The organism is Sphingobacterium sp. MYb388 (assembly GCF_037479535.1).
Lineage (GTDB): Bacteria > Bacteroidota > Bacteroidia > Sphingobacteriales > Sphingobacteriaceae > Sphingobacterium > Sphingobacterium anhuiense.
The window spans coordinates 253,137-278,512 of the sequence record NZ_JBBGYV010000004.1; the positions used below are offsets into that span (position 1 = coordinate 253,137).

Sequence of the window (25,376 nt, forward strand, 5' to 3'; positions counted from 1 at the left end):
ACTATGGTGCTAAACGGGTTATTTTCCATGAATCTGAAACTTTCTGAAAAGCAATCCGATCATGCAGGCGGCTTGAACGCCCTTGCCAGAACTCCATATATAGTGGTTTAATTAAGTATCCTCCCCAAAATTCGGGACGAGGTACTTGCTCCTGGTCTTTAAATTCTTCTGTTAGACCTGCCACTCTTTCTTCTAAAAAAGTACGGTTTGGAATGGTATCACTTTGAGGTGAAGCAATAGCGCCAATACGGCTTCCTTTTGGTCTTGACTGAAAATATTCATCAGAGTCTTCTACTGGTAATTTTTCTATCAATCCCTCAATACGTACCTGACGTTGCAATTCTGGCCAGAAAAATAGTACGGCAACATGAGGATTAGCATCCATTTCTGTTCCTTTACGGCTATTAAAATTTGTAAAAAAACTAAAACCGTTCTCTTTAAGATCTTTAAGCAAAACAATTCTGGAAGAAGGTAGGGAAAACTCTCCTACGGTTGATAAGACCATTGCATTGGGTTCAAGAACCTCACTATGAACAGCTTCGTTAAACCATCTTTCAAATTGCACTAAAGGATCATTGCTTACTTCGCTTTCACACAGATTACCTAATGCATAATCTTGTCGAATAGCGGCAATATCTTTATGTTCGATTGCCATGACTTTGATTTTTTGTATGTCACAAACATACTAAATTCACTTATTTTTATCGACTAATCTAGTATAAATTAATCTGCAAAATGACTTTGGCATTAATTTTATTGTATAATAAGTCTAATATGTATCGCAATGTTTAACGAACTTGACCCAAAGGCTGGCTGTTTATTAATATCTGAACCTTTTATGCTCGACCCGCACTTCGAAAGATCTGTGATTTTATTGTGTAATCATAATGAAAAAGAAGGTACTTTAGGATTTATTCTAAATCATAAGGTTGTTGGCTGTATCGGTGATTTGGTTGAAAAAATAGCGAATTGCACATTTCCACTACATATTGGTGGACCTGTAGCACAAAATGAGGTATTCTTTATCCACTCAAGATTTGACTTATTGTTAAGTGGTGACGAAATTCGTGAAAATATCTATTTCGGCGGAGATCCAGAATTGCTATTTTCACTTATTAATGATCATAAGATAAAAGAAGATGAAGTCAAGTTTTTCTTAGGGTATTCGGGCTGGCAACCAGAGCAGTTAGATAAAGAAATTAAGGAAAATAGCTGGGCTGTACAGAACAAGTTTTCAACGGGATTGGTGTTTGAAAAAGATACAGAACTACTTTGGAAACAATCTGTTATGAGTCTGGGACCCAAGTATGCTCATGTGGTTAATTTTCCGCAGTCTCCTAGTCTAAATTAAATTGTAATTTTTATGAATAATATATAATATTCACTATTTTTTAGTATATTTGTGTCATTAAGCAGAGTCCTTACGTTTTAAAACATATCAATTTTATCTTAATTCGAGATATGGCTTTCACCTTTGAATTTATTTAATGCGCTGACTTTTGTTTACTTAAACTGCTATAAATTGAGTAGTTTAATATGGTTTAATATTAATTTTAAATAAATAAATGAGTAGTTCAGAAAGTTTTAGCAAAAAAGAAAAAGAGAAGAAAAAGTTAAAAAAGAAACAAGATAAGGAACAAAAGAAAGAAGAACGAAAAAACAATACCGATAAAGGTAAAAGTTTAGAAGAAATGTTTGTTTATGTCGATGAATATGGAAATATAACTTCTACTCCTCCTGATCCAACAAAAAAAACAAAAATTAACGTAGAAGATATCGCGATATCAACTGCTAAATATGAAGCAAACCCTGAGGATTTAATCAAATCTGGTATTGTGAATTTTTACAATACAGACAAAGGTTTTGGTTTCATTCGTGATCTCAAGACTCAGGATAAAATATTTTTCCACGTTAATGGTCTGATTGATGCTGTTAAAGAAAACGACAAAGTAACTTTTGAAACTGAAAAAGGATTGAAAGGTATGAATGCCGTAAATGTTAAATTGCAAAAATAACATTCAAGGTTAACGATATTAAAAAAGGGATTTAATTCATTAAATCCCTTTTTTAATATCGTTATTTTAACAATTTTACTTCATAAAGATCCTTTCGTCGATCCTTCATCACCTTGACGGTTCCATATTCATGCAGGTCACGAAGTGCATATAAATCGACATCTGCAATTAGCACCATCTCGGTGTTTGGCGTAGCCTCTGCTTTTATCGCATTATTTGGAAAGGCAAAATCCGAAGGTGTAAATACGGCCGATTGTGAATATTGGATATCCATATTATTGACCCGAGGTAAATTTCCTACAGATCCGGCAATAGCCACATAACATTCATTCTCAATTGCGCGAGCCTGTGCACATGTTCTAACACGGATGTAGCCATTCTGTGTGTCTGTCATAAAGGGTACAAATAAGATCTGCATTCCTTGATCGGCTAGAATACGGCTCAATTCTGGAAACTCAACATCATAACAAATCAGCAAACCTACTTTCCCGCAATCTGTATCAAATACTTTCACTTCATTACCTCCGGTCATTCCATAATATTTACTTTCATTGGGAGTAATGTGAATCTTTTTAAATGAATCCAGTTTACCGTTACGGTGACAGAGGTAAGATATATTATATAGTTTCTTGTTTTCCATAATGGGCATGGAGCCAGCAATGATATTGACATTATAGGAAACAGCAAATTGTTGGATTTTATCAATAATTTCTGATGTCTTCTCTGCTAGTTTTTCCATTGCCAACCTTTCAGGCAATTCATTATACGGACTCATTAACGGTGAATTGAAAAATTCTGGAAACATAATAAAATCTGTTCCATAATCGCTCACGGTATCAACAAAAAATTCAATTTGATCAAAAAAAGCATCAATATTGTCAAATAAACGCATTTGCCACTGTACTAAACCTAATCGAATGGTTTGTTTGGTGGTAGAAATAGAACGTGTTTCTGATTCGTAATAGATATTATTCCACTCCAATAGGGTTGCAAACTCCATCGATTCTGAATCTTCGGGAAGGTAATGCTTCAATATCTTTTTGACATGAAAATCATTGGACAATTGAAAGGTTAACGTTGGATCGAAAATTTCTTTACGTTTCACTTTTTCAATATATGTCCTTGGACTCATTTTATCTGAATAATTGTGATAATTGGGGATCCTTCCTCCTGCTACGATAGATTTTAAATTCATCTGCTCACACAGTTCTTTACGTGCATCATATAAGCGCCTTCCTAATCTTAATGCACGATGATCTGGATGTACAAAGACTTCTATACCATAGAGTGTGTCGCCATCGCTGGTATGTTTTGAAAATTTTCCGTCATCAATAATTTCATAATAACTATCGTATATATTACTTTTTTTTGAGTTTAAAATGATGGAAAGTGCGCAAGCTACAACATGACCGTCGATTTCTACACATAATTGTCCTTCAGGAAACATATCGATTAAATCGACAATATTTTCTCTTGTCCAGACATCTCCTACTCCTTGGTAAGCTTCGGTCATTGACCTTCTCAAATCAACATAATCTTTCTTCGTCAAGTTCCTGACTTGAATATCCATATAATATAATTTTAGTTATCTAAATTTAAACAAAATTCAAGCCTAAAAGCACAGTTCATGCGATATAAAAGAAAAAGAGCTAAAACCTACGGCTTTAGCTCTTTTGTAGAAGCTTATTTATTGCATTTTACAATGCGAAAAATTACGCTTGACCAGTTGTTCCACCAAATGGGAACGCAACAGTTGGATCACCACCGATTACTTCTGCATCAGCAGTTTGGTTTCCAGCAGCAATAGCGTCAAAGCGAATAACATTATCTTGTAATGCACCTAACAAACGTTTAGCATGTTCTGGTGTCAAAACGATTCTAGATTTCACTTTAGCTTTCGGCACACCTGGCATTACACGTACGAAGTCAATCACAAACTCTGTGTTTGAATGTGTAATGATCGCTAGATTTGAGTAGATTCCTTCTGCTACTTCTTCTGTCAACTCGATACTCAATTCGTTTTGATTTTGATTATTTTCCATAAAATTTATTATAAGTATTTAATATATGTTATTCTTATTATTTGCTAAAAGTTCTAAAGTCCTGTCCTGCTTCAATATTCAATAATGTTTCATAGATCAGGCGGATGACATTGTCGACATCTTCTTTGTGCACCATCTCTACAGTAGTATGCATGTAGCGTAAAGGTAATGAAATCAATGCAGATGGCACACCTCCATTACTGTATGCAAAAGCATCGGTATCGGTACCTGTAGAACGTGATGATGCTTGACGTTGGAAAGGAATTGCATTTTTTTCTGCTACCTGAACCAATAATTTGTTTAAATTAATCTGAACTGCCGGAGCATAAGATAATACAGGTCCTCCTCCAGATGATAAATCACCCTGTGTAATCTTGTTAATCATTGGAGTCTGAGTATCATGTGTCACATCTGTAACGATCGCAACATTTGGTTTGATACGCTGTGCAATCATTTCAGCTCCACGTAGACCAATTTCCTCTTGAACAGAGTTTACGATATATAAACCAAATGGTAATTTCTTTTTATTTTCTTTGAGTAAACGCGCTACTTCAGCTATCATAAAACCACCAGCACGGTTGTCCATAGCACGACCTACATAATAGCGATCGTTGAGGATGCTGAACTCATCTTCATAAGTAATAACACAACCTACATGAATACCTAAAGCTTCTACTTCGTCTTTGGAAATACAACCACAATCTAAAAAGATATTTTTTAATGTAGGTGCTTCTTCTTTCTCTCCGGAACGTGTATGAATTGCTGGCCAACCGAATACCGCCTTTACAATACCTTTATCAGTATGGATATTCACTTTTTTAGATGGTGCGATCTGGTGGTCGGAACCACCATTGCGAATCACATAAATTAAACCATCCTTCGTGATATAGTTAACGAACCAGGAGATCTCATCAGCATGTGCTTCTATAACAACTTTATAGTCAGCTTCTGGGTTGATAACTCCTACAGCAGTACCATAGTTATCTGTGAATGTTTCGTCCACATATGGCTTTAAATAATCTAACCATAAGCGCTGTCCCTCCCATTCAAATCCAGTTGGTGAAGGATTATTAATATATTTTTCAAAAAAAGAAATCGAGTCCTTTGTTACTATTGAAATATGTTTATTTTCTTTCTTCTTCTTGTCTGCCATGCTCCTAATTTTATTTCCGATGTCAAATTATGAAAAATTATAGTAACCACAAAAGTAAAAATTGAATTTATTTCATCTGTGCCCATATTGGGCACTTTTCTTGCTTTTTTAGCTTTATTCCGATGCAATCATGAGCTGAAAATGATTTTAAACATTATATTTACGCTTGTAAAAAAATTAATAGACAATATGGAGAATTTATTCAGCGTCATACATTGGAATTTAGATCCTGAAATATTTAAAATTGGCACTTTTGGTCTTCGTTACTATGCCTTATGCTGGTTAGCGGCATTTGCGGTATCGTATATGATCATGCTTAAAATATTCAGAAATGAAAATAAGAGTCAAGAATTATTGGATCAATTGAGTATTTATATCTTTCTAGGAACTTTAATTGGCGCCAGATTAGGACATTGTCTATTTTATGAATTTGATTATTATAAAGATCATTTATGGGAAATGGTGTTACCATTTAAATTTGTAAATGGTCAATTTCAAATGACTGGATTTGCAGGTTTAGCAAGTCATGGTGGTGCGATAGGTATATTGGTCGCATTATACTTATTCTGCAGAAAAACGAAAACAAACTTTCTTTGGCTGGCAGACCGCCTTGTTGTGGTTGTACCAATTGCAGGAGCCTTCATCCGTTTGGGTAACTTTTTCAATTCGGAGATTATTGGTACGCCTACCGATAAGCCATGGGCGATTGTTTTTGATCATGTAGATCAAGTGCCTCGTCACCCAGGACAACTTTATGAAGCTATTGCCTATATCATCATCTTCTTTATTATTGTTTATTTATTCAAAAATAAAAAGTTGCAAAAACCTGGTGCATTAATGGGACTCTTTTTTGTCTTACTTTTTTCTGCTCGACTTTACCTCGAAAGTTTCAAAATTGACCAGGAAGCATTTGAACAGGGAATGGCTTTGAATATGGGACAGCTTCTAAGTATTCCTTTTATATTAGGTGGACTTTATTTTATGTTTAGAAAGCCTAAAGAAGTAAAACGTTAATTAGAGGATCTTTAAGATTCACATAAAAAAAGCTTAGCATAGGATGTGCTAAGCTTTTTTTATGTGAATGGTATACCCTTTTGTGATTGCTTCTTTTCTAAAATTTAACGTGTCTAAAATATACTATAGCCATCGTTTGATAGTACTAGTGCGTTAAACTGTTCTACTACTATATTCGTTGACAAATGCTTGTTACATTTTAGAGACATCATCGAGGTAAAACACGATCTATCCCCTCTATTTTCTGGCTAAAATATGTCATTACTGATTTAAATGCTTTAATAAAACCAAAAGGAGACTTTAATTTAATAATAACAGGGGCTGTAATTTACATTTAAAAGCAAACAAAAGATCGGCTAGAATGAAATCGTCTGTTTTAATAAGATTGTTATAAATACTAAAAAAAATCCCCATCTGAGTAAACAGATAAGGATTTTTATGGTTAAAGATAGTTCAACCTATTTAGAATTTGATCCTATATTAGTTAAAGATATAACGAATACCAACTTGAGCAGACCATCTAGAAGAAAGATCTTGAACATAATAAGGTACATTACCATTAACGTTCGCTAATCTATACGTAGGTTTCTTAGTGGTCCCCTCATACCCAGCGAATGTAATTGGTACAAAGCTATTATCCCAGAAGCTGGTAGATCCAGTATACTGTTGTCCCCAATCATTATTTAATAAGTTGCCAACATTCATGATATCAACTGATAGCTGTAATTTATTTTTTGTATTACCAATATTGGTAAATAAGTCTTGAACGATCTTTAAATCAAATTTATGAGAGAAAGGTGTTCTAGCTGCATTTCTCTCGGCATATTGACCTCTCCTGGATTTTAAATAATCATTTGATTCAATAAAGCCATTGAACGCATCCCATTGTTGCTGTGGAGTTTGATCTCCATTTTGAACAAACGTGATCTCAGATTGATTTTTAGGGATATACATTAAGTTAAACTGATTACTTGTAGAAGATGCGTAACCTGTTAAATTACCCCCTGCTAAATAAGAAAATCTAGCTCCTGACTGTCCTGTATAAACTAAAGATACTGATGTTCCTAGATGTTTTAGATATTCTTTCGAGAACGATAAAAAGCCTATCACGCGACTTCCTGTACTGAATGGATTGTGTGCAAGAGTCACATTATTTGAACCATTTACTGAAGCAACCCGGTACCAATTTGATTGATTCTGAGAGGAAGTTCCGGAAATTAAATCCTTCGCTGCTGTATAGGTATATGCTACTGATGCATCTAAGCCGAACAAGAAACTTCTCGATAATGACGCAGTAGTAGACCAAGAATAGCCCTTATTGACATTATTCACATAGATAACTTCACTGTAGTTATCTAATACACGACGGTTATTATTATTGGCATCATACACGAGGCGGTTATCCGCTCCTTCTAATGTTCCAATTGGTCTCTCTAAATTTAAATCCCTAAAATTAAATGCACTTAAATTCTTCGAGTATATAAATTCTAATGTTCCCTTAATTCCATATGGTAACACCTGATCTATTCCTCCTGAGAAGCGGGCAATCTGCGGTAATTTTAAATTACGGTCCAGTACCGTGATATTTCCGGATGGAGTAACAGTTCCTTGATATTTAGGCAATTTATTGACATCGCTAATAAACGGAACATTAGCATCGGTACCGTTACCAAGATTATTACCACCTAGTAATGCTCCACTTTGCGTAAAGGCACCTGCTGCCCATACAAATGGAACGCGAGAGGTAAATATTCCCATTCCTCCACGTACTATGGTAGAGCGATCTCTATTCACATCCCAGTTAAAACCTATTCTAGGAGAAAACATCAAGGCAGGACGTGGCATGCGGTTGGTTTGAACATCGTACTGCTTAGCTAGGATAGAGTTGTTAAAATCGGTATTTTCCAATGGTTTATCCAAATAAATTGGAATATCTACACGTACACCTGCAGTAATTTTTAAATTATCCTGCATTTGAAATTCATCTTGAACATAGAATCCCAATTGAACTGCATTGAATTTGGCACCCTGGCGAGGATCATCAGTATTACTATAGCTGAATTGCATGCTATTGGCCATGCCACGTTCAAAATTCTCAATTGCTGTATAAGGTTTTCCTGTTGCAGGATTTACATCTCCTACTTTAGAATCACTGAAAACAAATGCTCCATTCGAATTTCCTGTATAAGCATTATACATCTTGTAGAATTCATTATGTGTACCAAATGTAAAAGTGTGAAGTCCTTTATACCAAGTCAAATTATTAGATAATGTGTAGACATCCTGATCCAATTGGTTGATATTACTAAATGGATCTGTACCCAAATAGTAATTACCTGTTACTGTTGTAGGTTTTCCATTTACATCAATTTGTCTAGGGACATTTATGCGAACATTCGGAAATAAGGGATTCTTATAACTTCTCGCATCTCTCACTCGTGAATAACCTGCAATAAAACTATTTGCTAAAGAATTACTGATGCGGCTACTTAACTCTAAAGTAAGGGCATTAGATTTAAAATCTTTTAATATAGCACCATTACCAAATGTCAATGATGTAGCTGTTCGAGTATTGCCAACATCTGTACCGTCTACGTAGTTGTATCTTAATGAAAGTTTGTTTTTTTCATCAATATTCCAGTCCAAACGTGTCATTATTTTATTGGACTTATTTTCATCTACTAGGTCTGTAAAAGAACCTGCATCATAACCATATTTATTCCGAGCAATATCATAAATACGTTGCGCATCGGCTTCTAGTAAATTCGATCCGGTTGAACCAACTTGAAAATTTTCTGGAGTTTTGCTTTTTGTATGCTCATAGTTCACAAAGAAGAATAATTTGTCTTTAACTATTGGTCCTCCAAGACGTACTCCATAAGTTTTCTCAGAAAAATCAGCTAATCTTGTCCCCTTTTCATTATCTTTTAGCAAAGCATTTGGAGTTTTCCCTGTTAAGCTTTGATTTCTAAAATAATGGTAAACTGAACCTTGAAATTGATTGGTTCCAGACTTAGTAACCGCTGAAATTCCTCCCCCTGCAAATCCACTTGAGCGAACATCAAATGGTGCCACCTGAACAGACATCTGCTCAATGGCATCTAAAGAGATCGGATTGGTACCACTTCCTCCTCCATTTAATCCATTTGAGTTAAGTCCAAAAACATCATTCGTAACTGCTCCATCGATAGTGAACTGATTGAACCTATTATTCATACCACCAATGGATACCGATTGTCCTTTTACATCAGCTTGTGGTGTCAATCTTGTAAAATCTTCAATTGAGCGTGAAACAGTAGGTAAATTTTCTAACTGTTTTCTAGAAATAGACGTTTCGGCACCAGTTTTTAAGTTTTTTGATCCTTTAGTCCTTGTAACAGCAACTTCATCAAGCATAGTTTCGCCTGAACCAAATTTACCGTTAATAATGTACGGTTGTCCCAATTGAATATAAACATCATTATAAACGATCGGTTGTTGTCCTACATAGGTAATTTCTACCTTGTAAGGACCTCCTACACGCATTGCAGGAAGATTAAAACGACCGGCTGAATTTGAAGATCCAGTGTACGCTGTTCCTGATGGTACATGGACTGCTTTAATGGTGGCTCCAGAAGTAATTTGACCACCAGATTGTGTTACTAAACCAGTCATGCTACTTGTTGTTACTTGAGCGTGAATAGTGCCATAACTTGCTAATACAAGTGCAAAAAAGAGTAAAGGTCTTTTCATAAAGAAAATTTTTGTTATAAATATGCCTCAAAAGTATAAAGAGAATTTAACATTGAAAGCACTTAACAAAAACTTAACCTACTCATAACAAGAGTCTTCAATTGGATGCTTTTTTATTTAAATAAGTAATAATTGATAAATTGAGAATTTTAACAAAAATTAACATTCGTTTTTATAATTATTATAATTGATGCATTCAATAATTGCAAAAAAGACAATGCAATCGATTGTCATAATGGATCATTTTAGAGCAAAATAATTTTGAAAGTTTACCTGTTTTGTAATATTAATCTCTAAATAAAACAAAAAAACAAGTTAGGTGTTTAGGATCCCTTCCTCGTATGCTTGAACAGCCATTCGTAAATTTCATCTTGATGAAAAAGGCGTTCCACACTCCCATGTGTACCACCTGGAATTATAGTCAACGTTACATCAGCTTCAGGATCTGCTTTCTTAATTGCATTGACTATTTTTTTTGATTCTGACATGGGTACAGCACGGTCACGATTTCCATGTTGTACCCAAAGTGGTACCTGACTTAGGTTGTCGGCATACTTAACACTTCCACCTCCACATATAGCTACTGCCGCTGCGATACGATCTGGATATTTACCTGCTACATCCATTGTGCCGTATCCGCCCATACTCATTCCGCAGATATATACCCGATCCGGGTCGGCGTTATAATGTTCGATAGCATAATCCACAATCTCAATAACTTTATCAGGATCCCATCCGCCTCGTGACTGTGGAGCGATTACGATACCAGGAACTTCCTGACCTTTATTCATCGCATAAAGTACGCCATATCGTTTAACACGATCAAGATTTGTACCCGACAGACTCCTTCCGTGGAGAAATATCAAAACGGGCTGTTTATCGCCTGGCAGGTTATCGATCTGTTCTTCTTCTGGTAAATTCAATAAAAAAGGATAGGTCGTCTCCCCTTTAATCGCCTTTAGTTGGGCATATACTTCATTATTCCAGATGCTACAGATTAGCATGAAAATAATACCTAAAAGCCAAAAATTACGTTTATGAGAATTGTTTATCGTATGCATAAGAAACAAAAATACATTTTATTCTGAATCAGCAAAATAGATATTAATATTAATTAACTTCTTTTTTATAGAAAATTCGAGGTAATTTTAAGTTTTCACAAGTAAAACATGTCGCTAAAAATTTTACATACAGCCGATTGGCATTTGGGTAAACGATTGGATTATTTCTCCAGATTTGATGAACAAAAAGAAGTACTGGATGAAATTGTTCAGATAGCAGATCAAGAACAAGTTGATCTTGTTATTGTCGCTGGAGATCTGTTCGATGCGTTCAATCCACCTGTCGAAGCTATTGAACTCCTTTATAAAACACTTAAACGCTTAACGAAAAATGGTTCCAGACCTGTCATTGCCATTGCCGGAAATCACGATTCACCGGATCGTGTAGATGCTCCTGATAGCCTTGCGAGAGATTGCGGAATTATTTTCGCGGGTAAACCCAACATGAAATTTAATCCTTATCAGATTGAGGGCGGATTTGAAATTACTAAAGGAGATATCGGTTTTCTTGAAATCAAGCTTCCAGGTCATGATTTCCCAATTCGTCTCCTTATAACTGCCTTTGCTAACGAACATCGACTCAAAGAATATCTTGGTGAAGATGAACAGATCGGGCTCAATGAAGTTTTAAGTAAAAAATGGAGTTCGCTGGCCGATTTATACTGCGATGATCGAGGCGCTAATATTTTGGTTTCACATTTATACATGAATAAAAAGGGAGGTCCTGTATTAGAGGAGCCAGACGGCGAAAAACCTTTGCGTATTGGTTTTGCAGATACTGTTTATACGGAATGTATTCCTCCTCAAATTCAATATACAGCTTTAGGTCACCTGCATCGCTACCAAGAAGTGGGTGGACATCGTGCACCAGTTATCTATTCGAGTAGTCCACTTTGCTATTCTTTTTCCGAAGCAGGGCAAGATAAAAAAGTGGTGATTGTAACGCTGGAGCCACACAAAGAGGCGGTCTATAAAACGATCAACATCCAATCTGGAAAAAAATTAACACGAAAAAAATTTCATTCTGTTACAGATGCTATTGATTGGCTTACAGTGAATCAAGATTGTTTAGTTGAACTAACACTTGTTTCAGAAACATCTTTAACACAAGGTGAAAAGAAACGTATTGAAGATAGCCACCCGGGTATTATCTATATCATTCCTGAAGTAAACAGTAGTGTTACCTATCAAAACGAACCCATATCCAGAAGAAGTAAAAGTATTAACGAAAATTTCTCTGATTACTTCCGATATCGAAATAATGACCAATCTCCATCGGAGGAATTGATAGCGCTATTTAACGAAGTTCTGGGTACTCAAACTGAAAAGGAGAATTAACGATTATGTTGCCATTATATCTATCCATAGAAGGGTTATATTCCTATCAATCAAAACAAGAAATAGATTTTACTGCTTTGACAGCGGCCGGTCTTTTCGGGATTTTTGGAAAAGTTGGTTCTGGAAAATCAACGATTCTGGAAGCCATTACTTTTGCCTTATTTGCAAACACAAACCGCTTAAACAGCAACAATAGAGCCTACAATATGATGAACTTAAATTCCAATCAGTTGCGGATTGAGTTTCATTTTATTGGAAAAGAAAACAAAAAGTATGCGTTTGAAGCTTCGTGGCGAAGAAATAGCAAGCAGTTTGAAAAAGTTACAACACCTGTACGAAAAGCTTATGTTTTTGAAGGTGATGAAAAAATACCACTTGAAAGTACCGATGCTGAAACTATATTAGGCATATCTTACAAAAACTTCAACCGTACAGTTATTGTACCTCAGGGGCAATTTAAAGAGTTTCTTGAGCTTAAAGGAGCTGAACGCTCGGGCATGATGAAGGAACTTTTTAATTTAGATCATTATGATCTATTTTATAAAGTCGCTTCTCTAAGTAAGGAAACAGAACTGAAACTCCAAAATATTTCTGGCGCAGTACAAACTTTAGAGGATTACACAGAGGAAAGTATAGCTGAATTGCTTTTACAATTGGAGAATGAACAATTGAAGCTCCAAGAAGTCACAAATACACATCAACAATTAGATCAACAACATCAAAAATTATTGGAAGTTCAACAGTTCCATAAAGAAATAGCTATACAGAAACAAGCTTTTGCTCAATTAAGTGCCGAACAAGGTACAATTGAAAATTTAAAGAAACAGATTCTGTTATTTCAAAAAGTTGATCGTATTTTTAAGCATGCGCTTGATAATCTCGCAGATCTACAGACAGAGGAGTTCCAGCTAACACAAGATTTTGCTCGAACGAAACATCAATTAAATGCAGTCCATACAGCACTGTTAACAGCAAATAGTGCATATAAGATAGTAGAGCAGGATTTTAATCAACTCGATAATAAAAGAATTGCTGTTGAGGATATGAGAAATATTGTTCATATTTTAAAACTGCAAGTTGATATCAAAAAAGAAGCTGAACGATTAGCTAATGGACAGATTGTGCTGCAAGGTGTTGACCAGCAGATTTTAAATAAACAAACGTTAGTTCAGGAAAAACAGCAAGAAATTACCAATCTTAAAGCAAGCCGTGTTGCAAGTAGTTTATTAATGACTATAAATGATTGGTATTCAAAACAAGAGCAATATATTAAAACGCAACATGATTTAGAAGCAGATTTAAAAATTAAGCGAAAGGATTATCAGGATATCATACTTCAATTCGAAAAGGAAAGCCTCACTCCTACATCCTGGCGAGAGAAACTTACTGAAGATGAGAAGAGTGCATCTATTTTACTGGAAAGAATTCAGTCGAATGAAAATAAAATTCAGGTAAAACAGCAGTTAGCTAACTTTTCTCATGCTTTGACAGCTGGAGAAGCCTGTCCTTTATGTGGTTCCGAGCACCATCCACATATTATGCAAACAGAGGATGTTTCTGAGCAATTGGTTAAATTTAAATCTGAGAAAACTCATGTTCAAGAAACAATACTGCAAATTCAACAGCGTCAACAACGATTCATCCAACTAGATGCAAACCTGATAACATTGCAAAGGGATATAGATAAAAGTGTCGAAAAGTTGAATACGCTAACGATAGAATTTAATCATCACCTGACTCAATTCACGTGGACTAACTTTCAGCACAATGATCGTACAAGTTTCGATCAATGGAAATTGCAGGCTGAATCCATTGAACAGGCCTGTACACTAGCAGAATCGACTTTAGCAGCAATTCAAAAGGAATTAGATGATCTAAAGATTAAAAAGGAAAAATACAGTAATGGTTTGAATAGTATTGCTCTTACTAAATCTACACTTGAAGGACGATCAAGTATTCATGAACAACTGATTAAACGATTAAAATTATCGGAATTCGAACAGTTTGAAATATCTGAAATTGAAATATTGATTACACAATCACTTCAATCAATAGACCATATAGAGCAGGAATACAATAGGTTGCTAAATGAAATTAATCAATTCAATATTTCTATAGCATCACTTTCTACAACAAGCAATACGTTAGAAACGCAATTAAAGAATAAGCAATCTAAGATAACATTGCAGCAGAAGCTGATTGAAGAACTGTTGCAACAGCATGATTTCGTGTCTCTTGACGCTGTAAAAGAAATATTAAAACAGCAATTTGATCTTGAAAAAGAAGAATTACGTATCAAACGATTTGAAGAGCATTTTGCTATTGTTAAGGCCAATCTGGTACAATTAGAGCAGAAAATAAATCAGCAAGCTGTTGATATTTCCCAGATTACAAAAATCAGCCAAGATCTGCAATTGGCAAAAGAAGCCAAAGAAATGCTGATAGGTCAATTGCAATCTCTCAAAGATCAAATTCTAATTTCAAAAAAGCGATACGCTGAGAAAGTAGAATTGCAAATTGCTTTCGATAAATTGGCACTTCGGAATAAGAATTTAAGTATTTTATCAAATCTCTTTAAGGGAAATGGTTTTGTTGATTACATTTCAACTCAATACTTAGAGGACCTATGTCATATCGCCAATCATCGTTTTGAAAGACTAACTCGAGGTCATCTGAAACTAATCATCAATAGTGAAAATGATTTTGAAGTAATGGATCATTTAAATGGTGGTAAATCACGATCTGTCAGAACATTATCGGGTGGGCAATTTTTTCAGGCATCTTTATGTTTGGCTCTAGCACTAGCGGAGAGCACGCGTAGTCTCAATCAGAATGAAAAGAATTTCTTTTTCATTGATGAAGGATTTGGAACTCAAGATACTGAATCTGTCAATTTAATTTTTGAAACTTTAAATGCCCTTCATAAAGAAAATCGTATTGTAGGAATTATCTCTCATGTTGATGAATTACAGGAGCGCATCCCTGTTTCAGTTAAAATTGTGAAAGATGAAGATTTAGGAAGCCTGATTCTACATGACTTTTGAGCGCTAGAACCACACATTACTTATAAAGCGCTGTGATCCTCTATAAATAGAAAGAGAGGTGTTGACCTCTCTTTCTATTTTACAGCATTAAATGCTCTCTTTATGGGCAATTTCGAGGTTTATTATAACATCTCTTATATCACCTTCCACAAAGGATAAATTTCCAATGACAAAAACACCTTTATTTGAACCGTTTTTCTCCGTGATTCCATAAACTGTGTTTTCGTCATCCGGATTCGAATCTCCTTCATATCGATAAATATAATCAATCTTATAATTAGATGGATTTGCAATCAAAGAATCCAGTTCAATGTTATAATCTATTGTATACCCCGCTTCTTTCAACTTCTCTAGGGCAACAGTAGCTGAGTCATATTTATTTCTATCTTCCATAATCTTGTATCTTGATCTTTAATAAAATAACAATTGGAACAGCAAAGTGTTTTTTATCATCTGGTTATTTTTTGGTAAACATACCAACAATATCATCTATGGCACTACCATCTTTATTCTTATCAAAAAAGTCGGAGATCTTGTCTGTCAATCCTCCTGAAGTAGTTGCGGCTGTTGGTTCATTTTTATCAGCACCGAATATATTCCCGATTATATTCCCTAATCCTCCTCCAGAACCCGTATTGCCACCTAAAAAGCCTCCCAGCAGATCACCTAAAGGATTACTCGTTCCATTTTGCGCTGCATTTGCTTTTTCCTTACCCAAATACCCCATAACAATAGGTGCCAGGGTAGCCAGTACTCCTGTAACCTGAGCCGAACTAAATCCACTTTTCTCCGCTAATCCAGAAGCAACATATTCAGTCTTACTGCCAAAGATGTGCTGCACGATCTTGTTGCCGTCTTCTGTAGGTCCCTTTTCGATTACCTCATCGACATGATCCAATATTTCACCGTTATGTTTTGTGTCTAATGCATCGGCAAAACCTTTAGCCTGACTGGTGTCGTCCTTACTTTGATTATATTTAATTGCTCCCGCGATCAAAGGAACCGCTATTGCTAATATCCAAGTTGCTTTGGTGCTGTCAATTCCCAGCTTTTTGGACAATCCTGCAGCCATTTGATTACCAAGGCCACCTGTGATTAAATCTGTCATTCCCATAATTTCATCTGTTTTAATTGCGTTTAGAAATTCAAAACAATAATTAAGCCAATGAATTGGATTAACCCGAGCTGATTAGCCACAAAAAAAGAGGTTATTAAACCTCTTTTTTTCTAAATTATATAGAAACTATCTTTTATAATACTTTAAAGCTTCTGGAAGCAATTTTTGAATATCGCTGATACGTCTTGCATCACTAGGGTGAGTACTTAAAAATTCAGGATTCCCTTTAGACCCGCCACTTGCCATGCGTTCCCAAAATTTAACAGCTTCAGCAGGATTGTAGCCCGCCATTGCCATAATCACTAAACCCATACGATCTGCTTCAGATTCATTCCCACGCGAGTATTTCAATGACGTTAATTGACCGCCAATACCGTATGCGTTATTGATAATCCCGGCATAACTACTCCCTGCAGTTGCAACCCCAATAACACTACCAATTGCTTGTGTAGCATATTGACGAGACATCTGCTCCATAGAGTGACGTGCTATTGCATGGGCAATTTCATGTCCCATTACTGTCGCTAATCCAGTTTCATTCTGCGTAACTGGAAGAATCCCTGTGTATATAGCTACTTTTCCACCGGGCATACACCATGCATTGACTTCATCGCTTTGCACCAAATTAAACTCCCAACTGAAATTAAATTGATTTGCTATACCTTGCTGCGTAAGGTATTGATTAACGGCTATCGCCAGTTTATTACCAACTTTTTTAACTAAAGTTGCCTGACTTGTACCTGTAATTACTTTTGTTTTTGAGGAATTTAAAAATTGTTTGTAAGAAGACGCCGCTTGTTCCTGAATTTCACTATCACTCACCAAACTCAACTGCTTACGTCCAGTAATCGGCACAGTCGAGCAGGATGCTAAAGTAGCTCCAATCAGGAACATACTTGTATATTTAAAAACCTTTTTCATATTTTAAATGTTAAACACTGCATTAGATTGTACCCAACGCAATTCCTATGCCTAAATTTTCTTCTTTTTATTCTTGAAAAGATAAACTTTAGATTCGTGTCCCTTTAAGAGGCGTTCGATATTCTTTTGATGGGTAATCAATATCAATGCGCAGATCGCGATGCCATATAATAGAACTGAAGGAATAGATGTTTTAAATAAGAAGGCTATGCTAAAAGGAAAGGTAAAACCTGCCATTATTGAACTTAATGATACATAATGCGTTGTCAACAAGATTACAATAAAGACCGTAACGCAAAGTAATGAGGCGGGAGCATGAATTGCGAGGATCATGCCAAAGAGTGTTGCCACTCCCTTGCCTCCTCTAAAGCCCGCAAAGACAGGAAATAGATGTCCTAAAACAGCAATAACACCAAGTGCCAATTGATAGTTAACAAATTGGACATTACTGGTACTTTGCCCCGCTTCTATTAAATAAGCTAGATTTGTAGACGTGAACCCTTTAAAGATATCGACGAACATCACCACAGCACCTGCTTTTGGTCCCAAAACGCGAAAGGTGTTGGTTGCACCGGCATTACCACTTCCATACTCTCTAACGTCAACGCCATAAAATGCCTGTCCAAACCATACCGCAGTTGGGATTGAACCAAATAAATAAGCTAGTACTACTGCACTTACTAAATAAATAGAAATCATTAATTATTGTTAAATCCTAAACTAATTTGGCCTTTAAGCTTAAATCCAAACTTTTTACAGAATGCGTCAATGCTCCAACCGAGATAAAATCTACTCCGGCTGCTGCATATGCTTGAAGAGTGTCTTCTGTAATTCCTCCAGAAGCCTCAGTGACAAATCTTTCTGCAATAATATCGACAGCTTTCTTCACATCTGAGGGACTAAAATTGTCTAACATGATGCGGTCGACCTTGCCAAAGGTAATAACTTCAGCTAGCTCCTCAAAATTTCTAACCTCAATTTCAATCTCAATATGCTTATTTAAGGTGTCTCTGTAGGCATTTGCGCGAGTTAAAGCCTTCGTGATACCTCCACTGTAATCAACATGATTATCTTTAATTAAAATCATGTCATACAAGCCAAAACGATGATTGGTTCCCCCTCCGATCTTTACCGCTTCTTTCTCTAACAAACGTAACAAGGGAGTTGTTTTGCGCGTATCTAATATTTTCGTTTTTGTTCCGGCTAATAATTTCGCATATCGGTTTGTGGTTGTCGCAATCCCGCTCATGCGTTGCATCACGTTTAAGATCAAGCGTTCGGCAATTAGGATACTATGGATTTTTCCTTTCAGGATTAAGGCTATATCACCAATTTTTACACTCGCTCCATCATGAATTAGCACTTCATGAGCAAGTGTAGGATCTATTTGATTGATAATTTCTAATGCAATCTCTACCCCAGCAAGTATACCTTCTTCTTTAACAATTAATTTAGCCTCTCCAGCTTTGTCTTTAGGAATCGTTGAAAGTGTTGTATGATCACCATCTCCGACATCTTCTAGAATTGCCTGTTGAACGAATTTTTTAATATATTCTTTTTTTTCCATCATGAGTCCTCACAAAATATGTAGCGAAGATGGAAATTTAAATTTTATTCAAGAAAATAATTTGGAATTATTATTTAGAAGCCTGTTTTTCAACTCTAAATTCTTCTATAGTTTGTGTAGATTTTGCCGAACTTATCTTCACAAAAACTCGAAACAGATTTTTATTACTGGTAAGTTGATATACGTAATAACTGTAATTGGTTTTATTTGTAATTTTCTGTATTAATTTTACTGCACCTGGTTTGTTTTTAGAGAAAAATGACTCTAACAACATTTCAGCCTGAAATTTGGAATATTGGCCATCCTCACTTAAGATTGATAACGTTACATTTGTCGCAAAATACCGTGCTATATTTTTGGCATTCCCTGCTTTCAATTGCAGCATTAAAGCATCGTTAATATCAGAAATAAATAAAGAAGATTCATACATTGGTAAGTAGTTCTTGTCAATATTATTCGCTGATATGCGCATAGTTATACACATAAAAAGACTTATAAAAAATAGGATCTTCTTCATTAATTATAGAAATTAAACTCTGTGTAGTTCAAGAACTTACCCAATAGTTATTGTGTTAAAGACTAGCTTTGTGATTTGGTAGATGATTCACATAAACAATGCCAAATTTATATAAATTTTACATTAAACAAACTTTAATTCTTCATTACATTCCTCATAATCTTGAATTATCAGTTGTTTTAAATTATATTTGCTTATATAATTATGGAAAAAAAAGTAGCACTATTAATCCTAGACGGATTAGGATACGGAAAAGAAGATCAATCTGACGCAGCATTTGCGGCAAATACTCCTTACTTGGATTATTTGAAGGCGAACTACCCCAATTCAAAACTAGTAGCTTCTGGTGAAGCTGTTGGTCTACCTGAAGGTCAAATGGGTAACTCTGAAGTTGGACATATGAATTTGGGCGCAGGACGTGTGGTTTATCAAGAATTAGGTCGCATTCATAAAGCTGTTCGTGATGGTATTTTTAATACGGACATCACTATTCAAGACTCCTTCAAATATGCTTTAGCAAATAATAAGAAGGTTCATTTTATCGGTTTATTGTCCGATGGTGGCGTTCATGCACATACAAGTCATTTACGTGGTCTATGTGATGCTGCAAAACATGCTGGTTTAACTTCAGATCAGGTATTTATACATGCTTTTCTTGACGGACGCGATACAGATCCAAATTCTGGATTAAACTATGTGAAAGAATTGCAAGATTTCCTACCTCAGTCTGTCGGTACTCTTGCGTCAGCAATCGGTCGTTATTATGCAATGGACCGCGACAATCGCTGGGAGCGTGTAAAACTTGCGTATGATTTGATGGTACACGGTAGTGGGACTGAAACTAAAGATTTACAACACGCTATACAAGAATCATATAATCAAAACATTACAGATGAATTTGTACAACCGCTTGTTTTGACTAATGCTGCAAATCAACCTGTTGCCACAATTCAAGATGGAGATGTCGTAATCTGTTTTAATTTCCGAACAGACCGAGGACGTGAGATTACTATTGCTTTAACGCAAAAGGCGTTTCCAGAGTACGACCTAAAACCATTGGATCTTTATTATATTACGATGACGTCATATGACGAGACATTTAAAAATGTTAAAGTCATCTTCCATAAAGACAATTTAAATAATACTTTAGGTGAAGTTTTAGCGGCTCATCATAAAACACAGGTACGTATCGCAGAAACTGAAAAATATCCACATGTCACATTTTTCTTTTCTGGAGGACGTGAACAGGAGTTTGATGGAGAACACCGTTTGTTGGTACCCTCTCCTAAAGTTGCGACTTACGATTTACAGCCAGAAATGTCTGCTCAAGGCATTACTGATGCTATTATAAAAGATATTGAAGAAGCGCAACCAGATTTTATCTGTCTGAATTTTGCAAACCCAGATATGGTCGGACATACGGGTGTATTTGACGCGGTAGTAAAAGCGGTTGAAACAGTAGACAATTGTACTAAACAAGTTGTTGAAAAGGGTTTACAATACGGATATTCATTTATCATCATTGCAGATCATGGTAATTCCGAATTTATGGTCAATGCTGATGGATCAGTTAACACTGCTCATACAACAAACCTTGTTCCATGTATTTTGATCGATAAGGATTATAAAAGCATTAAGGATGGTAAATTGGGTGATATAGCGCCTACTGTATTGAAATTACTAAAAGTTGAGATCCCTGCCGAAATGGATGGCGAGGTATTGATTCAAGACTAATATGAAAAATAAACGTATAGGTAACGCACTCTCTTTATTAATTATAGGAGGTGCGCTCCTACTATCGTCCTGTCAAAACGACAAAACGGTGCAAAAGCAAGTAAAAGGATCAACTCTTTCTCTGGATTCATTTTTTAATTCTGAAATTGAAAAGTTAACAAAATTGAATCCAACGGTTGAAAAAACGGTCATTAAAGACTCGGATGAGGAAGTGAAATCTTTGAAGATCCCAAACTGGCAAAATGAACTCAGTGGATTTATAGCTGCTGATATTACAAAAAATGCTGATGCCAGTTTGTATAATTTTAGAGAAGAAGATTGTCAAACAATTTATCAGGCCAAAGATCCCGGATTAGCGATTCAGTATCTCGCTGTGGAGCATGATTTAAAAGGTAAGATTAGACAGGTTGTCATTGAAAGAAAAGTAGACAATAGCTTATATTCAAGTGAAGAAAAACTTACGTATGATGTTGACTCTATTTATCAAATTGAAAAAAATCAGGATATTCTGATATTGGGAAAAAGTCATTATAAAATTATAGGAAAGTTTCTTAATCACTAAAATTTAGAAACCTCTCCTACATCTCAAGTAATTACAAAAAAAAACACCATATCTCGATATGGTGTTTTTTTGTTTTTGAAAGATTACTTCAAGTTATCTCTGTAAATTTTAGCTTTTTTGATTTCTGTTTGAATGTCTTTACGAGAAGCATCAAAAGTTAAAACTTTTTCAAAATCTTTTACTGCGTTGTTATAAGCATCAGTTGCAACTGCTTTATTGTAATTCGCAACTCCGGAAGTTCCAACTAAAATACCATAGTCACGGAAAGCTAGCGCTCTATTTTGATAAAGCTTCACATCACTTGCATTTAATGCAATCGCTTTAGAATAATCTTCGATAGCAGATTTTAATAATGCTTCACGAGCAGAACTGCTCAATTTTGTAGATGTTTGAGTCGCTAAATTATTATTTGCTTTTCCTTTAAAATAGTAACCGTTTGCATTTTTACTGTCCAAAGCAACTACTTTTCCGAAAGACTCTGCTGCCTTTTTAAATTCGCCATTCTGAAATTGAGAGTAACCTAACATATATAATACATCTGGATCTTTACTTTCCACTGGCAAAGACTTTTCTAAGTAAATTGCTGCTTTTTTGAAGTCACCATCCAATAGTGCTTTTTGACCTAAACGAACATTTGGATTCGAATGCTCTTCTTGTTTTGCTGTCTGTGCAAAAGATGAAAGTGACATCAAGGCAAATGCACCAGTAAATAAGCCTAATTTAATCGATTTAAGAGTCATATTTATTTAATTACGTTTCAATTTAAAGTATTTAATTCATATTCAACCGCTTAGTTTGTGTTGTTGAAATTTCGTTTTACTTGACTTCAACATACAACGCTAAATGCGTATTCAATATTACAATTATTATGCCTATTTACACAATAATAAATTGAATAATGTGACAAAATTCACATGTCAGACTGTCTTTTTTTCTTAAAGCACTGCATTAATGGATCATTCGTTTTCAAATACTAGGTTGGCATCTTACTTGCAATACCCTACATTCACAAATTTAAAATAACTTTTTATCAGAATTACGACATGTTGTCATAAACTGACATAAAAATATTAATATACCTTAACATAATATGAGCAAATTCGAAACATTTGATTTCAATCAGGCGATTCCCATTATATCTGAAGATACCGAATTCTTTCCATTATTAAGTCAACAAGATGAAGATGACATGCGCAATGCAGAGATTCCGGAGTCACTATCGATTTTGTCTTTACGCAATACAGTTTTATTTCCTGGAGTAGTTATTCCAATTACTGTGGGTCGGGATAAATCCATCAAATTAGTTAAAGACGCTTACCAAGGAGATAAAACAATAGGTGTTGTAGCTCAAAAGGATATGTCTATGGAAGATCCTACTATTGATGAGCTTTATCAAGTCGGAACTGTAGCACATATCATCAAAGTTTTACAGATGCCTGATGGTAATACAACGGTGATTTTACAAGGTAAGCAACGTTTTAAATTGCTTGAAGCTGTTCAGACCGAACCTTATCTAAAAGCTAACGTTGAGAAATATAAGGAAGAGAAACCGAAGTCGACTAAGGAATTTAAAGCCTTAATAGCGACTTTAAAAGAGATGGCTCTTCAAATTATTCAACTATCGCCGAACTTACCAAGCGAGGCAGGTATTGCCATTAAGAATATCGAGAGTCCGACTTTCCTTATTAACTTTATTTCTTCTAATATCAATGTTGATTTAATTCAGAAACAACAGTTATTGGAATTATTAAATGCTGATGAGAAAGCTCGCCTATTATTAGAGTTATTAACTTCTGAAATTCAAATTTTAGAACTTAAAAACCAGATTCAAAATAAAGTAAGAATAGATTTAGATAAACAACAACGCGATTATTTCTTAAATCAACAGTTAAAGACGATTCAAGAAGAATTGGGCGGAAACACTCCCGATTTAGAGATTATCGAATTGAAAAAAAGAGCATCAAAGAAAAAATGGAATGAAGTTGTTGCTAAGCATTTCGATAAAGAAATTGAAAAATTAGCACGGATCAATCCTGCTGCTGCAGATTATTCTGTTCAGATCAATTATTTAGAATTATTACTTGACCTTCCTTGGAATGAGTTTACAAAAGATAATTTTGACCTGAATAGAGCACAAAAAGTACTGGATAAAGACCATTATGGGTTGGATAAAGTTAAGCAGCGTATTATTGAGTATTTGGCCGTATTGAAATTGAAAAACAATATGAAGGCTCCTATTTTATGTTTAGTAGGCCCTCCGGGAGTCGGTAAAACATCATTAGGGAAATCTATTGCAAAAGCATTAGGCCGTAAGTATACTAGAATGGCCTTAGGTGGTGTGCGTGATGAAGCAGAAATCAGGGGTCACCGAAAGACGTATATTGGTGCAATGCCAGGTCGTATCATTCAATCTTTGAAAAAAGCAGGTGCAGCGAACCCTGTATTTGTATTGGATGAAATTGATAAGATGAGTGCTGACTTTAAAGGAGATCCATCTTCTGCCCTATTAGAAGTTTTAGATCCGGAGCAAAATACGAGTTTCTATGATCATTATGTTGAGATGGAGTACGATTTATCTAAGGTCATGTTTATCGCTACAGCTAACTCCTTAAATAATATACAACCAGCTCTCTTGGATCGTATGGAGATTATTGAAGTTAATGGTTATACGATCGAAGAAAAAATTGAAATTGCCAAGAAACACCTTATTCCGAAACAGCGTGAAGCACATGGATTAACAGCAAAGGATATTTCGTTGAAATCTAAAATTATTGAGAAAATAATTGAAGAATATACGCGCGAATCTGGTGTACGTGGTTTAGAGAAAAAAATAGGTTCTACTGTCCGTGGTATTGCAACTCGCATTGTTATGGAAAAAGAATACAACGTCAATATTAATGATAAGGATCTTGTAGAGATTTTAGGTGCTCCTATTTTTGATAAAGATAGTTATGAAAATAATGAAGTTGCTGGTGTTGTGACAGGGTTAGCCTGGACTTCTGTCGGTGGCGATATATTGTTTATAGAGTCAAGTTTGAGCCCAGGTAAAGGAAAAATGAGCTTAACAGGTAACTTGGGCGACGTGATGAAGGAATCAGCTTCCATTGCAATGGCTTATCTACGTTCGCATGCTGAAGAATTTGATATTGATTACCGCGTTTTCGATCATTGGGATGTACATATTCACGTTCCAGCAGGAGCTACACCGAAAGACGGGCCTTCGGCAGGTGTAACCATGTTGACGGCATTAACTTCCCTATTTACACAGCGTAAGGTTAAAGAAAACTTAGCAATGACAGGTGAGATTACTTTACGTGGAAAAGTTCTTCCTGTTGGCGGTATTAAGGAGAAGATTTTGGCAGCTAAACGAGCGAATATCAAAGAGATTATTTTATGTAAATCTAATCAAAAAGATATTGAAGAGATCAAAGAGAGTTATATCAAAGATATGAAGTTTCACTATGTGACGGAAATGGCTGATGTCATTGCGCTCGGATTATTGGATAAAAAAGTCAAGCACGCAAAAGATCTGACTAAAGGATTAGAGCCAAAGAAATAG

21 protein-coding genes are annotated in these 25,376 nt (G+C 35.4%); 8 read left to right on the forward strand and 13 right to left on the reverse strand.

Annotation, left to right across the window (positions count from 1 at the left end; all coding sequences use genetic code 11):
• Position 1: 1 nt before the first annotated feature.
• Entirely contained in the window at positions 2-655 is a 654-nt protein-coding gene (gene pdxH, locus WH188_RS14860; protein ID WP_021188222.1) for a pyridoxamine 5'-phosphate oxidase, read from the reverse strand.
• Positions 656-784: 129 nt separating this feature from the next.
• On the opposite strand from pdxH, the gene WH188_RS14865 reads away from it, so the two are divergent.
• Both WH188_RS14865 and WH188_RS14870 read left to right on the forward strand, forming a co-directional pair.
• Entirely contained in the window at positions 785-1,351 is a 567-nt protein-coding gene (locus tag WH188_RS14865; protein WP_021188223.1) for a YqgE/AlgH family protein, read from the forward strand.
• 214 nt (positions 1,352-1,565) lie between these two features.
• Positions 1,566-2,015: a cold-shock protein gene (locus WH188_RS14870; protein ID WP_021188224.1), complete on the forward strand. Its 450-nt coding sequence runs from the start codon at positions 1,566-1,568 to the stop codon at positions 2,013-2,015.
• A 61-nt stretch (positions 2,016-2,076) separates the two neighbouring features.
• On the opposite strand, the gene WH188_RS14875 is transcribed toward WH188_RS14870, so the two are convergent.
• The 3 genes from WH188_RS14875 to WH188_RS14885 form a co-directional block, all read right to left on the reverse strand.
• On the reverse strand, positions 2,077-3,585 hold the full coding sequence (locus WH188_RS14875; RefSeq protein ID WP_132768247.1) for a carbon-nitrogen hydrolase family protein: 1,509 nt from the start codon (positions 3,583-3,585) through the stop codon (positions 2,077-2,079).
• A gap of 142 nt (positions 3,586-3,727) precedes the next feature.
• Positions 3,728-4,057 carry a DUF3467 domain-containing protein gene (locus WH188_RS14880; RefSeq protein WP_021188225.1) on the reverse strand — a complete coding sequence of 110 codons (330 nt, stop codon included), beginning with the start codon at positions 4,055-4,057 and terminating at the stop codon, positions 3,728-3,730.
• A gap of 37 nt (positions 4,058-4,094) precedes the next feature.
• Complete coding sequence (locus tag WH188_RS14885) at positions 4,095-5,210, reverse strand: M42 family metallopeptidase (protein WP_021188226.1); 1,116 nt, start codon at positions 5,208-5,210, stop codon at positions 4,095-4,097.
• Between the two features lie 189 nt (positions 5,211-5,399).
• On the opposite strand from WH188_RS14885, the gene lgt reads away from it, so the two are divergent.
• Positions 5,400-6,224: a prolipoprotein diacylglyceryl transferase gene (lgt, locus tag WH188_RS14890; RefSeq protein ID WP_168126601.1), complete on the forward strand. Its 825-nt coding sequence runs from the start codon at positions 5,400-5,402 to the stop codon at positions 6,222-6,224.
• A gap of 480 nt (positions 6,225-6,704) precedes the next feature.
• Here the strand turns inward: lgt and WH188_RS14895 are convergent, their stop codons facing one another.
• Positions 6,705-9,956 (reverse strand): TonB-dependent receptor, encoded by a 3,252-nt coding sequence (locus tag WH188_RS14895; RefSeq protein ID WP_339424261.1) that lies wholly within the window; start codon positions 9,954-9,956, stop codon positions 6,705-6,707.
• Between the two features lie 323 nt (positions 9,957-10,279).
• Positions 10,280-10,960 carry a carboxylesterase family protein gene (locus tag WH188_RS14900; RefSeq protein WP_132839767.1) on the reverse strand — a complete coding sequence of 227 codons (681 nt, stop codon included), beginning with the start codon at positions 10,958-10,960 and terminating at the stop codon, positions 10,280-10,282.
• 165 nt (positions 10,961-11,125) lie between these two features.
• On the opposite strand from WH188_RS14900, the gene WH188_RS14905 reads away from it, so the two are divergent.
• The gene (locus tag WH188_RS14905) at positions 11,126-12,355 is read left to right on the forward strand and encodes a metallophosphoesterase family protein (RefSeq protein ID WP_339424262.1); all 1,230 of its coding nucleotides are present in this window, start codon (positions 11,126-11,128) and stop codon (positions 12,353-12,355) included.
• Between the two features lie 5 nt (positions 12,356-12,360).
• A complete protein-coding gene (locus tag WH188_RS14910) occupies positions 12,361-15,399 on the forward strand; it encodes an SMC family ATPase (protein ID WP_339424263.1) in 3,039 nt (1,012 codons plus the stop codon).
• Positions 15,400-15,486: 87 nt separating this feature from the next.
• On the opposite strand, the gene WH188_RS14915 is transcribed toward WH188_RS14910, so the two are convergent.
• From WH188_RS14915 to WH188_RS14940, 6 genes are all read right to left on the reverse strand, one after another.
• Entirely contained in the window at positions 15,487-15,792 is a 306-nt protein-coding gene (locus tag WH188_RS14915) for a hypothetical protein (protein WP_021190213.1), read from the reverse strand.
• 64 nt (positions 15,793-15,856) lie between these two features.
• Positions 15,857-16,507: a DUF937 domain-containing protein gene (locus WH188_RS14920; protein ID WP_339424264.1), complete on the reverse strand. Its 651-nt coding sequence runs from the start codon at positions 16,505-16,507 to the stop codon at positions 15,857-15,859.
• 135 nt (positions 16,508-16,642) lie between these two features.
• On the reverse strand, positions 16,643-17,437 hold the full coding sequence (locus tag WH188_RS14925; RefSeq protein WP_132839761.1) for a M48 family metallopeptidase: 795 nt from the start codon (positions 17,435-17,437) through the stop codon (positions 16,643-16,645).
• A 51-nt stretch (positions 17,438-17,488) separates the two neighbouring features.
• Positions 17,489-18,136, reverse strand: a complete 648-nt coding sequence (gene plsY / locus WH188_RS14930; protein WP_339424265.1) for a glycerol-3-phosphate 1-O-acyltransferase PlsY — start codon at positions 18,134-18,136, stop codon at positions 17,489-17,491.
• Between the two features lie 16 nt (positions 18,137-18,152).
• Complete coding sequence (gene nadC / locus WH188_RS14935) at positions 18,153-19,007, reverse strand: carboxylating nicotinate-nucleotide diphosphorylase (protein WP_339424266.1); 855 nt, start codon at positions 19,005-19,007, stop codon at positions 18,153-18,155.
• A gap of 67 nt (positions 19,008-19,074) precedes the next feature.
• Positions 19,075-19,476: a DUF4783 domain-containing protein gene (locus tag WH188_RS14940; RefSeq protein ID WP_208698022.1), complete on the reverse strand. Its 402-nt coding sequence runs from the start codon at positions 19,474-19,476 to the stop codon at positions 19,075-19,077.
• A 246-nt stretch (positions 19,477-19,722) separates the two neighbouring features.
• On the opposite strand from WH188_RS14940, the gene gpmI reads away from it, so the two are divergent.
• Positions 19,723-21,255 carry a 2,3-bisphosphoglycerate-independent phosphoglycerate mutase gene (gene gpmI / locus WH188_RS14945; protein ID WP_132768288.1) on the forward strand — a complete coding sequence of 511 codons (1,533 nt, stop codon included), beginning with the start codon at positions 19,723-19,725 and terminating at the stop codon, positions 21,253-21,255.
• Between the two features lies 1 nt (position 21,256).
• A complete protein-coding gene (locus WH188_RS14950) occupies positions 21,257-21,817 on the forward strand; it encodes a hypothetical protein (RefSeq protein ID WP_132768290.1) in 561 nt (186 codons plus the stop codon).
• Positions 21,818-21,900: 83 nt separating this feature from the next.
• On the opposite strand, the gene WH188_RS14955 is transcribed toward WH188_RS14950, so the two are convergent.
• Positions 21,901-22,557: a tetratricopeptide repeat protein gene (locus WH188_RS14955; RefSeq protein WP_232789279.1), complete on the reverse strand. Its 657-nt coding sequence runs from the start codon at positions 22,555-22,557 to the stop codon at positions 21,901-21,903.
• Positions 22,558-22,907: 350 nt separating this feature from the next.
• Here WH188_RS14955 and lon point away from each other — a divergent pair, with 350 nt between their 5' ends.
• On the forward strand, positions 22,908-25,376 hold the full coding sequence (gene lon, locus WH188_RS14960) for an endopeptidase La (RefSeq protein ID WP_021190219.1): 2,469 nt from the start codon (positions 22,908-22,910) through the stop codon (positions 25,374-25,376).